Source organism: Stutzerimonas decontaminans (assembly GCF_000661915.1).
Lineage (GTDB): Bacteria > Pseudomonadota > Gammaproteobacteria > Pseudomonadales > Pseudomonadaceae > Stutzerimonas > Stutzerimonas decontaminans.
The window spans coordinates 477,280-493,098 of sequence record NZ_CP007509.1 but is presented as its reverse complement, the minus strand read 5'-3'; the positions used below and the strand labels follow the sequence as shown (position 1 = coordinate 493,098).

12 protein-coding genes are annotated in these 15,819 nt (G+C 63.1%); 8 read left to right on the top strand and 4 right to left on the bottom strand.

Annotated features, from left to right (window positions below):
• Positions 1-47: 47 nt before the first annotated feature.
• The gene (gene rsgA, locus UIB01_RS02215) at positions 48-1,079 is read left to right on the top strand and encodes a small ribosomal subunit biogenesis GTPase RsgA (protein ID WP_038656460.1); all 1,032 of its coding nucleotides are present in this window, start codon (positions 48-50) and stop codon (positions 1,077-1,079) included.
• A gap of 9 nt (positions 1,080-1,088) precedes the next feature.
• Here the strand turns inward: rsgA and motB are convergent, their stop codons facing one another.
• Positions 1,089-2,066: a flagellar motor protein MotB gene (motB, locus tag UIB01_RS02210; RefSeq protein WP_038656458.1), complete on the bottom strand. Its 978-nt coding sequence runs from the start codon at positions 2,064-2,066 to the stop codon at positions 1,089-1,091.
• A 9-nt stretch (positions 2,067-2,075) separates the two neighbouring features.
• Positions 2,076-2,927, bottom strand: coding sequence for a flagellar motor stator protein MotA (motA, locus tag UIB01_RS02205; protein WP_038656457.1), 852 nt, complete (start codon positions 2,925-2,927; stop codon positions 2,076-2,078).
• A 165-nt stretch (positions 2,928-3,092) separates the two neighbouring features.
• Here motA and UIB01_RS02200 point away from each other — a divergent pair, with 165 nt between their 5' ends.
• The 6 genes from UIB01_RS02200 to UIB01_RS02175 all read left to right on the top strand — a co-directional run bounded on the left by UIB01_RS02200 (position 3,093) and on the right by UIB01_RS02175 (position 11,731).
• Positions 3,093-4,607 carry an HDOD domain-containing protein gene (locus UIB01_RS02200; RefSeq protein ID WP_038656455.1) on the top strand — a complete coding sequence of 505 codons (1,515 nt, stop codon included), beginning with the start codon at positions 3,093-3,095 and terminating at the stop codon, positions 4,605-4,607.
• 47 nt (positions 4,608-4,654) lie between these two features.
• Complete coding sequence (locus UIB01_RS02195) at positions 4,655-5,470, top strand: rhodanese-like domain-containing protein (RefSeq protein ID WP_038656453.1); 816 nt, start codon at positions 4,655-4,657, stop codon at positions 5,468-5,470.
• An 11-nt stretch (positions 5,471-5,481) separates the two neighbouring features.
• Positions 5,482-6,399, top strand: a complete 918-nt coding sequence (gene asd, locus UIB01_RS02190) for an archaetidylserine decarboxylase (RefSeq protein WP_038656451.1) — start codon at positions 5,482-5,484, stop codon at positions 6,397-6,399.
• A 144-nt stretch (positions 6,400-6,543) separates the two neighbouring features.
• Positions 6,544-8,385: a cyclic-di-GMP receptor FimW-related protein gene (locus UIB01_RS02185; protein ID WP_038656449.1), complete on the top strand. Its 1,842-nt coding sequence runs from the start codon at positions 6,544-6,546 to the stop codon at positions 8,383-8,385.
• A 61-nt stretch (positions 8,386-8,446) separates the two neighbouring features.
• Positions 8,447-10,513 carry a GGDEF/EAL domain-containing response regulator gene (locus UIB01_RS02180; RefSeq protein WP_038656447.1) on the top strand — a complete coding sequence of 689 codons (2,067 nt, stop codon included), beginning with the start codon at positions 8,447-8,449 and terminating at the stop codon, positions 10,511-10,513.
• 144 nt (positions 10,514-10,657) lie between these two features.
• Entirely contained in the window at positions 10,658-11,731 is a 1,074-nt protein-coding gene (locus UIB01_RS02175) for an NAD(P)-dependent alcohol dehydrogenase (RefSeq protein WP_038656445.1), read from the top strand.
• Between the two features lie 96 nt (positions 11,732-11,827).
• Here the strand turns inward: UIB01_RS02175 and serB are convergent, their stop codons facing one another.
• On the bottom strand, positions 11,828-13,042 hold the full coding sequence (gene serB / locus UIB01_RS02170) for a phosphoserine phosphatase SerB (protein ID WP_038665322.1): 1,215 nt from the start codon (positions 13,040-13,042) through the stop codon (positions 11,828-11,830).
• 201 nt (positions 13,043-13,243) lie between these two features.
• Here serB and UIB01_RS02160 point away from each other — a divergent pair, with 201 nt between their 5' ends.
• Complete coding sequence (locus UIB01_RS02160; RefSeq protein WP_038656442.1) at positions 13,244-14,779, top strand: AhpA/YtjB family protein; 1,536 nt, start codon at positions 13,244-13,246, stop codon at positions 14,777-14,779.
• A 184-nt stretch (positions 14,780-14,963) separates the two neighbouring features.
• Here UIB01_RS02160 and UIB01_RS02155 read toward each other — a convergent pair whose 3' ends face one another.
• Entirely contained in the window at positions 14,964-15,671 is a 708-nt protein-coding gene (locus UIB01_RS02155; RefSeq protein WP_038656440.1) for a PqiC family protein, read from the bottom strand.
• Positions 15,672-15,819: the final 148 nt, after the last annotated feature.

The window sequence follows — 15,819 nt, the reverse complement described above, 5'->3', positions numbered from 1 at the left end:
TTGCAGCGTGCTAGACTCGCTCACCAACCTCAGAGACAACCGAATTCATGGCCAAACGCCAACTCAACCGCCGGCAGAACTGGCGCATCGAGAAGATCCAGGAAGAACGCGCTGCCCGTGCTGCCCGCCGTGAAAACCGCGCCCTCGAAGAGCTCGAGGGCGGCGATCTCGGCCCGGAACAGACCGGACTGGTGATCGCGCATTTTGGCGTGCAGGTCGAGGTCGAGGCACTGGAAGGCGAACAGAGCGGGCAGGTTTTCCGCTGCCACCTGCGTGCCAACCTGCCGGCGCTGGTCACTGGTGATCGCGTGGTCTGGCGCCCTGGCAACCAGGGGATTGGCGTCATCGTCGCGCAGCTGCCGCGGAGTTCGGAACTCTGCCGCCCGGACACCCGCGGCCAACTCAAGCCAGTCGCGGCGAACGTCGATCTGATCGTCATCGTCTTCGCGCCGCTACCCGAGCCACACGCCAATCTGATCGACCGCTATCTGGTCGCCGCCGAGCATGCCGGCATCACGCCGTTGCTGCTATTGAACAAGGTCGACCTGATCGACGAACAGAACGAGGCCGCGCTGAATCGCCTGCTGGAGGTCTATCGGCAGCTGAACTACCCGCTGCTGGAAGTCTCGGCCCATGGTGGTGGCGGCATGGGCGCACTCAAGGCGCGCCTCGACGGGCACGTCAGCGTCTTCGTCGGGCAGTCTGGGGTGGGCAAGTCTTCGCTGGTCAACAGTCTGCTGCCGGGCGTCGACACGCGGGTCGGTGCGCTATCGGAAATGACCGGCAAGGGCACCCATACCACCACCACCGCGCGCCTGTTCCACTTCCCCGGCGGCGGCGAGCTGATCGACTCCCCCGGCATCCGCGAATTCGGCCTCGGCCATGTCAGTCGCGCCGACGTGGAAGCGGGCTTCATCGAATTCCAGGATCTGCTAGGGCGTTGCCGCTTCCGCGACTGCAAGCACGATCGCGAACCCGGTTGCGCCCTGCTCAAGGCGCTGGAAGACGGGCACATCCAGCCGCAACGCATGAGCAGTTACCGGCACATCCTGAGCAGCCTGCCCGACCCAGACTACTGAGTCCGGCGCTCAGCGAGCGTCGGGCTGACTGAACTGCAGCACGCCATCCTCGAAGATGTTCAGCCGCTCACGTAACTGGGGTGCCTGCAGCGGCTCCTGCACGGCAGGTGCGGCACTCTCGGCCGGCGGCGCCTCCGCTGCGTCAGACTGTTCGCCTTCGATGGAGCGCTGCGCTTTTTTGGTCAGCACCAGGATGTCGATGCGGCGGTTGACCGGGTTGAACGGGTCGTTGCGGTCGAACAGCGCCGACGAGGCGTAACCAACCACCCGTGCGATCTGCTCTTCCGGATAGCCACCGGTTACCAGCGTGCGGCGCGCGGCGTTGGCACGGCCCGATGAAAGCTCCCAGTTACCGAAATCACCGCGCCCCGAATACGGTTTGGCATCGGTGTGGCCGCTGATACTGATCTTGTTCGGCACCGCAGCGATGGTGTCGACCAGCGCCAGCAGGATGTCCTCGAAGTACGGCTGCAATTGGGCGCTGCCAAGGGCGAACATCGGCCGATTCTCGGCATCCATGATCTGGATGCGCAGACCATCCTGAGTGATCTCGAAGAGGATCTGGTCCTTGAACTTCTGCAACTCGGGATTCTCGTCAACCTTGTTCTGCAGCTCCTGCAGCAGCAGCTCGAGGCGCTCGCGCTCCAGCTGCTCGGCGAAGGTTTCCACCTGACTGCTGTCGATCTGCGCTTCGCTCTGGGCCGGCTCCAGCTCCGGATTCAGCGTGCGGTCCGGCGACGGCGTCGGCGTACCGCCCAGATCGATCACATGCGGACTGGCACTCTCGGTGAAGCCGATCGGATCCTGGAAATAGCCGGAAATGAGTTTCTTCTGTTCTGGTGTGGCTGAGCTCATCAGCCACATCACCAGGAAGAACGCCATCATCGCGGTGGCGAAGTCGGCGAAGGCGATCTTCCAAGCGCCACCATGGTGGCCGCCCGCGACCTTCTTGACCCGCTTGACGATGATCGGTTGAGTGTTGTCCATGGCGGGCCTTTAGCTGCCGCGCATGGCTTGCTCGAGCTCGGCAAAGCTCGGGCGATGCGCCGGGTAAAGGACCTTGCGCCCGAATTCGACGGCAAGCGTTGGTGGCATGCCGGATGCCGAAGCGACCAGCGTCGCCTTGATCGCCTCGTAGACATTCAGCTCTTCCTTGGCGTCGTGTTCCAGCGCCGCGGCCAGCGGCCCGAAGAAACCGTAGGACGCGAGAATGCCGAGGAAGGTACCAACCAGGGCCGAGCCGACCTTGTAGCCGATCATGGCGTTATCGGCTTCGGCGAGGATCGACATGGTGATGACGATACCCAGCACCGCCGCGACGATACCCATCGCCGGCAGGCCGTCCGCCACCTTGCTGACCGCGTGGGCGGGATGATCGAGCTCTTCCTTCAGGCTGTTGAGCTCCATGTCGAACAGACCTTCGAGCTCGTGCGGCGCCATGTTGCCGGAGGACATGATGCGCAGGTAATCACAGGTGAAGGCGGTCATACGCTCGTCCTGCAGAAAGCCTGGGTACTTGCTGAACAGTGGGCTAGCGGCCGGATCTTCCAGGTCGGCTTCGATCGCCATCATGCCTTCACGACGGCTCTTGTTGAGGATCGCGTAAAGCAGGCTGAGCACTTCCAGGTAATAGGTGTGGGTGAAGCGTGTGCTGAACATCTTCAGCGACTTTTTGAACACCAGCATGGTGGTGCTGGCGGGGTTGGCCTGCAGAAAACCACCCAGCGCCGCACCGCCGATGATCATCACCTCGAAGGGATGGATAAGCGCGCCGATCTTGCCGCCAGAAAGCACGAACCCGCCCAGCACGCTGGCGAAGACGACGATAATTCCGATTATTTTGACCATAGGAGGTACGTCTAAAACCTGGTTACGAGCCGTCGAATCAAGGGCAAACAGGCGCCCCGAATCGCCGCCAGACGGCCCTGCGAAAGGAATGTTGGAAGAATTGTTCTGGTTATCGGAACTTTTGCGCCAGACTAAAGGCCATCCCGATGAAAAGCTAGTTCGGCCATGACCACCACACCTCCGCTGCCCCGCACCATACCCGCCTGGATCAAAGCCCTCGACGATGCCCCACTGCCCGCGTTTGCCTCGGTTCACGGCAAGGTGCGACTGGCGCTGCGCGACAGCAGCAAGTCGATGCGCCAGATCGCCGAGCTGATCCAGGACAGCCCGGTGCTGGCGCTACGCTTCATTCAGGAAGCCAACCGTGGCATCGGCGACGGCCAGCCGGCCGAAAGCCTGGAGGTCGCGCTCAGCCGGATCGGGCTTACGCGCGCAGAAACGCTGCTGGCCCGCATTCCGGCCATGGAGCCCGCCGACATGCCGCAGCCGCTGCGGCAACTGGTCCTGATCAGTCGCCACGCCAGCCAGCAAGCCAACGGGCTGTTCGCCGCCCGCCTCGCACGGCTGTGGCAGGACATCCACTGGGGTAGCCTGCTGTTTCTCGCACCCGTCTGGGCGCTGGTCGGCGCTTATCCGCATCTGCTGGATAGCTGGGAGCAACGGGTGTTGGTCAAGGGCGAACCGGCCAGTCGAGTCGAGCGCGAGCTGCTCGGCGTTTCGCTGCTGGAGCTGTGCCTTAAACTGGCCGAACACTGGCGCCTGCCGGATTGGGTCATCCAGGGCTATCGCCTGCTCAGCGGCGATCGACGCATGCTGATCAAGGCACTGCATATCGCCCGCGACAACGAACATCCTCTGCACCAGCAGCAGATGCTCGATGCCGATCCCGAGCTGCGGCGCTGGGTGACGCTGCCGAGCAATACCATCGTCCTGGCCAACGGCTTGGCACTGTCTTCGCACCACAGCTGGGGGGGCGTGCACAGCCTGCGCTGGCAGCGCCTGGCAGGCTTGTATCTGCAGGTTTCGCTGGGTGAATTGCAACAGATGGTTCACCAGCAAGCCGTGATCAGCGCCCGCGCATTTGGCCCTACCGATCTCTGGCACCCAGCCCAGGGCCTGCTGTGGCCCTCCGATAGCCGCTTCCAGGCCCTGCGCGCAGCACCCCAGCCCAACGAGGCTGAGCTGGCCGAATGGCGCGAACACTGCCGTCGCCTGCTCAGCGAGCCAACGCCGTTCAGCAACGTGCTGCAGCTGACCGCCAGCGCCAGCCAGGCCATGGCCTGCGCCGGCATGCAGCGCTCACTGATCATGCTGGTCGACCGCAAGCAGAACCGCCTCGTCGCCCAGCAGTGCGTTGGCCTGCCGGGCGATGCCGCGCGACTGACCCTGGCCGCGGAACAGAGCCAGATCCTGCGGCGGCTACTGGAGAAGCCAGCGCAGTTGCGCCTGCAACCGGCCAACATGGCGCAGTTCTCCGCGTTGCTGCCCGGCGCGCTGAAGATCCTGTTCGCCGGGGAACATCTGCTGCTGCGCTCACTGGGCATTGACGGCCGCGTGCTGATGCTGATCGTTGCCGATCAGAACGGAGCGGCGATTTCCGATGCTGCGCTGCAAACATTCGCTAAAACATCGCAGTGCATCGAACGGGCGTTGAGTATCTTCAGCAGGCGCGGGGCCTGAGCTTTTTCGCTAGACTTCGCCTCTTCTACGACTAGTCGAGGCCTGCCGTGTCTGTCTTTTCCAACCTGCCGCTGGTGATCGAGCCCGCCGACCTCGCCACGCGCCTGGACGCGCCCGAGCTGATCCTGGTCGACTTGACCAGTGCTTCCCGTTACGCCGAAGGCCACCTGCCTGGCGCTCGCTTCGTCGATCCCAAACAGACGCAACTCGGTCAACCACCGGCGCCCGGACTGCTCCCAGAGCTGGCGCAACTGGAGCGACTGTTCGGCGCACTGGGCCATCGGGCCGACGCCGTCTACGTGGTGTACGACGACGAAGGCGGCGGCTGGGCCGGCCGTTTCATCTGGCTGCTCGACGTGATCGGCCATCACCGCTATCACTACCTCAACGGCGGACTGCATGCCTGGCTGAGCGAGGCACGCCCGGTAACCCAGGAAGCGCCAGAGGCAGCGTCAGGCTCACCGAGCCTGACGCTCGACGATGCGCCCACGGCAACCCGCGGCTATATCGAAAGCCGTCTCGGCGCCGAGGATCTGGTGATCTGGGACGCGCGTTCGCCGGCCGAATATCGCGGCGAGAAACTCTTCGCGGCGCGCGGCGGCCACATTCCCGGTGCAATCAATTTCGAGTGGACCGCTGCGATGGATCCGACCCGCGCACTGCGCATCCGCGAAGACATCGCCGAATGCTTGCTGGCGCTGGGCATCACGCCAGACAAGGAAATCATCACCCACTGCCAAACCCACCATCGCTCCGGCCTCACCTACCTTCTGGGCAAGGCACTGGGCTATCCGCGTATCAAAGGCTATGCCGGCTCCTGGGCCGAATGGGGCAACCTGCCTGACACCCCGGTACAGCAATGAAAAGGTCAAACATGAAAGATCGTCTGTTCGTCATCAGCCAGTACGTGCTGCCCCATCATCTGATTTCCCGTCTCGCCGGCTGCCTGGCCGAATGCCGGCTGCCGTGGGTGAAGAACACCTTCATCAAATGGTTCGTCCGTCACTTCCAGGTCGACATGCGCGAAGCGCAGACCGAAGAGCCCACTGCCTATGAGCACTTCAATGCCTTCTTCACCCGCGCGTTGAAGGATGGGGCTCGCCCGCTGGACTCCACGCCCGGCGCCATCCTCAACCCCTGCGACGGCGCGATCAGCCAGCTGGGCCGAATCGAGCAGGGCCGCATCTTCCAAGCCAAGGGGCACAGTTTCAGCGCCATGGAACTGCTCGGCGGCGATCATGAACGTGCCGCACCGTTCATGGGCGGCGCCTTCGCCACTGTCTATCTCTCGCCCAAGGACTACCACCGCGTGCATATGCCGGTCAGCGGTACGTTGCGCGAAATGGTCTACGTGCCGGGGCGGATCTTCTCCGTCAACACCGTCACCGCGCAGGGCGTGCCGGAATTGTTCGCACGCAATGAGCGGGTGGTCTGCCTGTTCGATACCGAGCACGGCCCCATGGCCATGGTGCTGGTCGGCGCAATGATCGTCGCCAGCATCGAAACCGTCTGGGCCGGCCTGGTCACCCCTCCCAAGCGCACCCTCAAGAGTTTCCGCTATGACGAAGCGGCGCGTGCGCCCATTCACCTGGAGAAGGGCGCCGAGATGGGCCGCTTCAAGTTGGGCTCGACCGTGATCCTTTTGTTCGGGCCGGACCAGGTGCGCTGGGCCGAACAGTTGGGGCCGCTGAGTCCGGTAAGCATGGGCGAAGCACTGGGGCAAGCTGGCACTAGCACAGTCGCCGAGCTGGTCGAGCCAATCGATCCAACCGAGCCGACCGAGGTGAAATAAGGAGGCGGGCGCGACAATTCGGCATTAACGGGTGCCGAACGTCGGGTAGCATCATCGAGCCATCATTTAGTCCTGCCCTGCGCGGCAGATATTGATAGAGTTCACATTTACCTATGCCATGAGCCACCGCGGAGCCCTCCCGTTTTGGATAGACAGAGCCATCATCTGCTGTTGCGCGCGCCCGCACCGACTCGGCAGAGCCTGTCCTTCTGCGACGCCAGCATTCGCGGGATAACGGGCTGGTTAGCCGGTTTGCCCAAGGCCAACATCGGCGAAACCGCCCGACAGCTCTATCAGGCGCTGATTGAGCTCAACCAGCTGCGCGTCGCATCGGAAACGCGCCTGCAGCTGCTGGAGCTGCTGCGACCAGACGTGCACTTCGTCTGCACTCAGCTGGAAAAGCACTACGTCAACCAGCCCATCGTCCTCAGCGAGCGACCACGCAAAGTCGCCGGGCTCTGCCAGGCGCTGCAAAACCATCTCGCGGTCGGCTACAAGCTGATCGTCGTACGGGTAGTCTCCCAGCCCGAGCGCGACCGCCAGCAGTTGCTCTCCGTCGCCCTGCAACGAGCCATCCACAGCCTGGGTGATCTGCTGATCCGCTCTACCCAGCTCTATAGCCCAGCCGCTCCGGGCCTGTGGCTCGAGCTGCACCAGCTCTATCAGCTGGCGGTCGAACAGGGAACCGAGCGTCTTCTGATCCGCGATCCGCTGGCGCGCCACGCCCAGGGATTGAGCGCGGAACAAAGCTATCTGACATCGCTGCTGCTCGGCTGCGCCCGCTGCAACCAGATGCGCCAGCAGAGCATCGTCAAGCTGGCTGCTGCGCTGGAAGCCTGGAGCGCGATGGCACACATCCGGACGGCCAGCGCTCCAAGCAGCCTGTTCCTGTTCTCGCCGGCGGTCGACGGGCCACCACGCTACCGATCACTGTTTCCGGCCCGCGAGCAGCACAACCTACTCGGCATCGATACCACGATGCTGGTGCAGGTCATCGAGGAACACCTGCGTCTGGCAGCCGAGAACCGTCAGCTCACTCGCCTGCCCGCCGCGACGGGCTTGGACGACGACCTGCTGCGCCATCTGAGCTCAGCCTGGGGCGACATTTCCGAACGCACCTTCCAGCGCATTCCGGCACAAGGCACGTTGACCCTGTGCATAGGGATGACCGCATTGCACTATCAGCTTGCCGGTCAGCGCCCGTTCAACGAGGTGCTCGAACTGCCGCACAGTTCCAATTGCGCCGTGTTCAAACTGCACAATGGCGCAGCGGACGTCTGGGCTAATGCATTCGATGCGCAAAGTGGTAGCGGCGAACCATTGCCGACCCACGACCACATCGAGTTCGTCAGGCCCAACCTGCCGCGCGCAGCGCCGGCCACCCACACCAGCGCAGCCGCCAGCCAGCCGAGCAAGCGACCGGCCACAACGGAAAGCTATCCCACCTATCAGATCCAGCTGGTGGACCACAGTCCAGGCGGGTACTGCCTGGCATGGGATGGTGAAGTGCCAAGCCAGTTGCAGACCGGCGAGCTGCTGGGACTGCGCGAAGGCGGTGCGCAGAGCTGGAGCATTGCCGTGGTGCGCTGGATTCGCCAGGTGCGAGGTGGCAGCACGCAGATGGGCGTCGAGCTGATCGCACCCCAGGCGCAGCCATGCGGCCTGCGCCTGCTGCGCAAAGTCGACCAGGGCAGCGAATACCTCCGGGCCCTACTGCTGCCGGAGATCGCAGCGATATCCCAGCCGGCGATGCTGATCGCCCCGCGCCTGCCGTTCCAGGAAGGTCACAAGGTGCAGATCAACCGTAACGGCGAGGAACAGCGCGCCGTACTGGACCGTCGACGGGTAAGCATGGGCAACTACAACCAGTTCGAATACCGCACCGTCGGCCAGGTTTCAACAGAGCGAGAGACCCCGGTCACAGGCTGGAAAGGCCACACGGCGAGCACGGATGAAGATTTTGACTCGCTCTGGAAGTCGCTGTAGATTGCCGACTCTCGCATTCTTGCCTGCCCGCGCCATTCCAGCGCGCACTTAAGCTGTTGCCATGGCCCTGCAAAAGAAAACTATCCGCCTGCTGATCCTCGAAGACTCGCAGAACGAAGCCGAGCGTCTGGTCAGTCTCTTCCGCAATGCCGGACAGGCGACCCGAGTGCATCGTCTCACCTCCAGTGACGATCTGGCTGAAGCCCTGAAACAGACCTGGGATCTGCTGATCAATGCACCGCAGAGTGAAAATCTTGACCCCAGCGAAGCGATCAGCGCCATTCGCCGGCAGGCCAAGGACATCCCGATCATTCAGCTCACCGCCGCTAATGATGCCGAAGCGATCACCGAAGCGCTGATGCTCGGCGCGCAGGATGCGCTGCCGCAGGGCGAGGATGAATGGCTGCTGCTGGTGGCCAATCGCGAACTGGCCAACCTTGAGGAGCGCCGGGCGCGCCGCTCGGCGGAAGTAGCCCTGCGCGAAGCGGAAAAACGCTGCCAGCTACTGCTCGACAGTTCTGTGGACGCGATTGCCTACGTTCACGATGGCATGCATATCTATGCCAACCGAGCCTATCTCGAACTGTTCGGCTACGAGGATGTGGAAGACCTGGAGGGCATGCCGATGATCGACCTGATCAGCGGCAGCGATCAGAGTACCTTCAAGGCGTTCCTGAAGAATTACCAGACCCTTGAGGGTAGTGCCGAACTCGCCTGTGGCGGTGTTAGGGCCGATGGCGAAACGCTCAAGATGCGCATGCACTTCTCCCCCGCCGCCTACGATGGCGAGCCCTGTATTCAGGTGGTCATACGGGCCGAGAACGACAGCGCAGAACTGCAGAAGCTGCGCGAAATCAGCACTCAGGACCCGGTGACCGGCCTGCTTAACCGCAACAGTTTCCTCGACGTGATGGACGCCGCAGTGGAGCGCGCGGTCAACGCCGGTCAGGCGGCCAGCCTTGCCTATATTCGTGTCGACCGGTTCGCTGCGTTGCAGGCCGATATAGGCCTGACCGATTCCGACCAACTGCTCAGTCAGCTGGCCACCTTGCTGCGTGGGCATTTCCCCGTCGAAACTCAGCTGGCTCGCTTCGCCGACGACGTCTTCACTGCATTACAACCGGGAGTCGTTCCCCTGCAGACCGAGCCGGAGCTGCGCAAATTGCTGAGCAAGGTGGAAGGCCATCTACTCGATGTCGGTGGGCGCACGGTGCAGACCACCTTCAGCATCGGCGTTGCCGGGCTGGACGAAAAGACCGCCAAGGCCCAGGACGCCATCGAACGTGCACACCGCTGCGCCGATGAACTGAGCGACGGCAATGCGCTGAAGATCTACGATCCGGCAGACGAGCTGGCCGCGGCAGCTAACCGCGGCGATATCGCCGCGATGCTCAAGCAGGCGCTGGAAAACAACAGCTTCCGCCTGCTGTTCCAGCCGATCATCAGCCTGCGCGGCGACAGCTTCGAACACTATGAAGTCCTCCTGCGCTTGCTTGACCCGCAGGGAGCGGAGGTGCCGCCGAACGAGTTTCTCAGCACCGCCGCGGATGTCGGCCTGTCCACCAAGATTGATCGCTGGGTGATCCTCAACTCCATCAAGCTGCTGGCCGAGCACCGCACCAAAGGGCATCGCACGCGCCTGTTCCTGCACCTTTCCGCCGCCAGCCTGCAGGACCCCAGCCTGTTGCCGTGGCTCGGCGTGGTACTGAAAGCCTCGCGCCTTCCCGGAGACTCTCTGGTGTTCGAGCTCGGTGAAGCCGATGCCGTTGCGTATCTGAGGCAGGCCAAGGCACTGACGCAGGGACTGGCAGCTCTCGGCTGCCATATAGCCCTGGCCCAGTTCGGCTGCGTGCTTAACCCCTTCAACACGCTCAAGCATCTGGAAGCCGGCTTCATCAAGGTCGATGGCTCTTATACCCAGGATCTTACCCGCCAGGAAAACCAGGAAGCGTTGAAGACGCTGCTCGCCGATCTGCACGCGCAGCAGAAGCAGAGCATCGTGCCCTTCGTCGAAAGCGCCACTGTGCTTGCCACCCTCTGGCAGGCGGGCGTCAGCTACATCCAGGGCCACTACCTGCAGGGCCCTAGCCAGTCGATGGACTACGACTTCTCCTCCGATGAGGAGTGACCTCGCGGCGGGGCTCGCCTGAGCCCTGCCCATGGCATGCCCGCTCCCCCGCGTTAATCAACTGCAGCTTGACCGCGGTCATCCATCGGTCGTGCCGCTGGGCTAGAGTGTTCGGACGCCTTCAAATCCAAGAGGAGTCGCACCATGGCCATGATGAAAGCCGCCGTGTTCGTTGAACCGGGCCGCATCGAGCTGCAGGACAAGCCCATCCCCGAGATCGGACCTAACGATGCCCTGCTGCGCATCACGACGACCACGATCTGCGGCACCGACGTGCACATCCTTAAGGGTGAATATCCGGTCGCCGCGGGGCTGACCATCGGCCATGAGCCGGTCGGCGTCATCGAGAAGCTTGGCAGCAACGTCAAGGGCTATCAGGAAGGCCAGCGCGTGATTGCCGGCGCGATCTGTCCGAGCTTCACCTCCTACGCCTGCCAGGATGGCCTGCCCTCTCAAGATGGCGGTTGCTCATGCCACGGCTACAAACCCATGGGCGGCTGGCGCTTCGGCAACACCATCGACGGCACCCAGGCCGAGTACGTCCTGGTCCCGGACGCCCAGGCCAACCTGGCACCAGTACCGGACGGCCTGACCGACGAGCAGGTGCTGATGTGCCCCGACATCATGTCCACCGGCTTCGCCGGTGCCGAAGCCGCCAATATCAAGATCGGCGACATCGTGGTGATCTTCGCCCAAGGCCCCATCGGCCTCTGTGCCACCGCTGGGGCCAAGCTGCGCGGCGCCGGCACCATCATCGCCGTGGACGGTGTCGATGCACGGCTGGACATCGCCCGCAAGATGGGCGCCGACGTGACGCTCAACTTCCGCAACGTCGACGTCGTCGACGAGATCATGAAACTGACCGGTGGCCGCGGCGTCGATGCCGCCATCGAAGCGCTGGGCACTCAGACCACCTTCGAGCAGGCGCTGCGCGCGCTCAAGCCGGGCGGGACCCTGTCCAGCCTGGGCGTCTACTCCAGCGACCTGACCATTCCGCTCGGCGCTTTCCATGCAGGCCTGGGCGACAACAAGATCGTCACCTCGCTGTGCCCCGGCGGCAAAGAGCGCATGCGCCGACTGCTGAATGTCGTGGCGTCCGGGCGCGTCGATCTCGGCCCACTGGTCACTCACCAATATGCGCTGGATGACATCAGCAATGCCTACGACCTGTTCGCCAACCAGCGCGATGGCGTACTGAAGGTGGCAATCAAACCCTGACGCGGTTTCAAGCCATAAGCTTTAGGCAACAAGTAAAAAGCCCTGGGCCGTAGTCGACCCAGGGCTTCGCTTTTCCGGAAGTTTGCCGTTCTGCTCTTACTCAGAGCCTTCGCGATCGCGAAAGCCCAGCAGATAAAGGATGCCGTCCAGCCCCAGCGTGGAGATCGCCTGTTTCGCCGACTGCTTGACCAGCGGCTTGGCGCGGAAGGCAACGCCCAGCCCTGCCAGACCCAGCATGGGCAGATCATTGGCACCGTCGCCCACAGCGATGGTTTGCTCCAGGCAAAGGCCTTCCTGCTCGGCCAGCTGGCGCAACAGATCAGCCTTGCGCTGCGCGTCGACGATGGGCTCCACCGCCACACCGGTCACCTTGCCGTTCTCGATCTGCAATTCGTTGGCGAATAAATAGTCAATGCCAAGCTTGGCCTGCAACTGCTTGGCGAAGTAGCTGAAGCCTCCGGACAGGATCGCCGTCTTGTAACCCAAACGTTTCAGCTCAGCGAACAGCACCTCGGCGCCTTCGGTCAGACGCAGGCTCGCGCCGATATCGGCAAGCACGTCTTCCGACAAACCCTCTAGCAAAGCCAGGCGCTCCTTGAAGCTGGCGCGGAAATCCAGTTCGCCGCGCATCGCCCGCTCGGTGATCTCGGACACCTGCTCGCCAACGCCCGCGGCCTTGGCCAGTTCGTCGATCACCTCGGCCTCGATCAGTGTCGAATCCATGTCGAACACGGCCAGCCGACGGTTGCGCCGGTAGACCGAATCACGCTGGAAGGCAATATCGACATTGAGCTCCTGCGCCACGCTGAGAAATTCGGCGCGCAGCGCTGCGGTATCGGCCGGCTCACCACGCACCGAAAACTCGATGCAGCCCTTGCCCAGCTCCTCCGGCATGTCCAGCGGCATGCGCCCGGACAGGCGGTCGATATGATCGATATTGAGCCCGTACTTGGCGGTGATCGAACTGACCCTTTGCAACTGCTCGGCAGTGACCTTGCGTGTCAGCAGCGTAACGATGTGCCGGGGCTTGCCCTGCCCAGCCACCCAATGCTGATAGTCGGCCTCGGCCACCGGGGTGAAGCGCACCTGCTGGTCATGCTTGTAGCCCATGAACAATACGTCCTTGAGCACCGATGAAGCCCGCTCGTTATCCGGAATCTCGATCAGGATGCCAAACGACAGGGTGTCATGGATCACTGCCTGGCCGATGTCGAGAATGTTCACGCCCCCCTGGGCGAGCACGCCGGTGATGGCCGCGGTCAGGCCCGGGCGGTCTTCACCGGTGATGTTGATCAGGACGATTTCGCGCAAGGCGCAGCTCCCATGGCAGGCAATGAAGGCCGGCATTCTACATCAGCTGATCAAGCCGCTGGGCAGCCGGCGCGGCGGCGCAATCCGGCCGAGCGTCCATGGTTTCGACGCAATTCGTCAGCTTGCAGCGGCAGACCTTCAGCGCCCCCTGCGCTTTCCGTATACTGCTCGGCAATTTCCCGACGAGAAGAGCCGCGCTCTGTGAACCGGCCCGCATCCGTAAAGCCAGACAATTTCTTCCTGATGGTCTATCGCGCAGTGCGCCAGCATCGTGTCCCGCTGGTGTTGCGGATTGCCAGCCATACGCTGCTGCTGGTCGCCCTGGCGCTGATCATCTATGCGTGGGTGATCGGCATGCAGTTCAAGCACGCCATGGAGCAGCAAGCCGATGCCCTGGGCCAGAGTCTGGTCACCCAGACAGCCGCTTCGGCCACCGACTTGCTGGTGGCCAACGACATCCTCAGCCTCAACGTGCTGCTGAGCAATCTGGTGAAGAACCCGCTGGTGGCCCACGCGGCGATCTACAGCGTGGACAACCGCGTGCTTGCCGAGTCGGGCACACGCCCTCAGCATGGTCTGCTGAGTGACGACAACGGCCTCTACTCGACGCCGATCAGCTTCCAGGAAGTGATTGCAGGGCATCTGCGCGTCAGCCTGGACATGCAGCAATTCCAGCAGCCGATGACCATCAGCCTGCAAAGCATGGGATTGCTCAGCCTGATCCTGCTGGCCCTGACGCTGATCCTCAGCCTGCGGCTGGGGCGGCAGCTGGCGACACCGCTGATGCAGCTGCGCCTGTGGCTGCGCGACCCGGATGATCCCGCCCCGGGCGCCGGACGCCAGGATGAGATCGGTGATCTTGCTCGTCAGCTGCAGGCCCGCCTGGTGCCGGAGAAACCTGAACCGGAGCTGGATCTGAGCGATGCGCTCGACGACGACTACTTCGACCAGGATGACGAGCGCGACAGCGGCGAGCCGTCCTCGGTGAGACAAGCTGATCGCTTCGATATCGAACTGGGCGATCAGCCGCAGCACCCGCCACGCTTTTCAGCCGCCATCGATGATGACGATCTGGAGTTGCTCGATGACGAGGCGCCATTCGAGACCCAGTCCACTAGCACTCGGGCCGCGCAACCGGCATCTACGCCGCCGCAACCAACCCGCAGCGCGGTACTGGCCATCCAGCTCGGCGGCCAGGATCAGTTGCGCCGGCTGCCGCGGCCGCGCCTGACGGAGTTGCTACAGCGTTATCGCGACTGCCTGCAACAGGCCGCCACGCTCTACCAAGCCGAACTGCATACGCTCAACGACGGCAGTAGTCTGATGCTGTTTCATAGTCAGGACGACGAGCAGAACTACCTGACCCACGCGATTTGCTGCGGCGAGCTGATGCGCGCCCTCGGCCATGCCTTGCAGATCGACGTTGCCGACATCGGCATCACCCTGCAGCTACAGCTCGCTCTGACTCAAGGCGACCACTTGTACGGTCTGAGCCAAGGCGACCTGCTGCTCAGTGAGCCGGCCCAAACGGCTCTGGATATGTCGCTGCACAGCCGCAACCTGCTGCTGGTCGAGCGCAGCATCAGCGAGGATCGACTGATCCAGCAGCGCGCCCGCATTCGCCCGATCGCTAGCCCGGAAGGGGCATGCTGCGTCGAACGCCTGATCGACCCTTACCCATCGCTGCTGGAACGCCAATTAGCGCGCATGCACGAACTGCGTAGCCGAGCGCTCTGACAGCTGCCGCGCGGCAGAGTCGCTCTCAGAACCACCCTACCCGCCCGGCAACAGGTAGAGGTAGAGGTAGAGGTAGAGGTAGAGGTAGAGGTAGAGGTAGAGGTAGAGGTAGAGGTAGAAAGCAAAAAAGCCCGATCAGACTGACTGATCGGGCTTTTTAGTTGGAGCGGCGGCGCTCTCAGGCTTAGAAGCGGAACACTTCCATATCAGTCCGGATCGGCTCGGCGGCCGGAATACGCGGTGCAGGCGCCTCGGCCGAGCGGTTTGTCTGTGGCTTGGCCGGGGCGGGTTTGGCTGGGTTTTTGGCGACCAACGCAGGCTCGACCGCACCAGCAACCATCTCGCTCAGGCGCTGCAGCAGTATGCTCTGCGCACGCACCTGGTCGGAGGCGCTACCCTGGTGCTCCTCCTGCAGACGCACCAGGCGGCTCCCTAGGTGCTTGCCCGCCTTGTCCCGCAGGCGCCACTGCGCTTCAAGCACTGCTGGGTATTCTGGGCCGGAATCGAGGCGCGTGATAGACAACTCGATCTGCACCTCCGGCGCGAAGCCTTCATCAGGCGGGCCAAGCACCAGGCTCTGGGTATCCAGGCGCCACGCCAGTTGACGCAGCAGCAGCTGTTCGATGTCAGCCTTCAGGCTGCCCGCCCAGCGCGCCTGCTGATCGTTGGCAGCCAGGCTTCCATCAGCCAGCCGCTGGAGCAACGCGTCGCGCTGCAGGTAATCGGCGAGGGCGACCGGCGCCAGCAGCACGGCGGCACCGTCGGTACGCTCCGGCACCTCTGACGTACCACTGTCGAGCCGATACATCGGTGCCGGCTGCAGGCCGATACAGCCCGTCAGGCCAATGCTGACGAGCAACAAAACAGTCGGAACACGCAGCAAATTCTTCATTACCGTCATCACACCACAGTTCAGGCCGCTCACGACCCATAGCCCAACGAAGCCTTGCGCTCAAAGCGCCAAACAATCGACCTCGCCGACGCAAAAGAAAAGCACCGGGCCAAATGCCGCAGGCTGGAAAGGCCGCTATCTTCCGTGA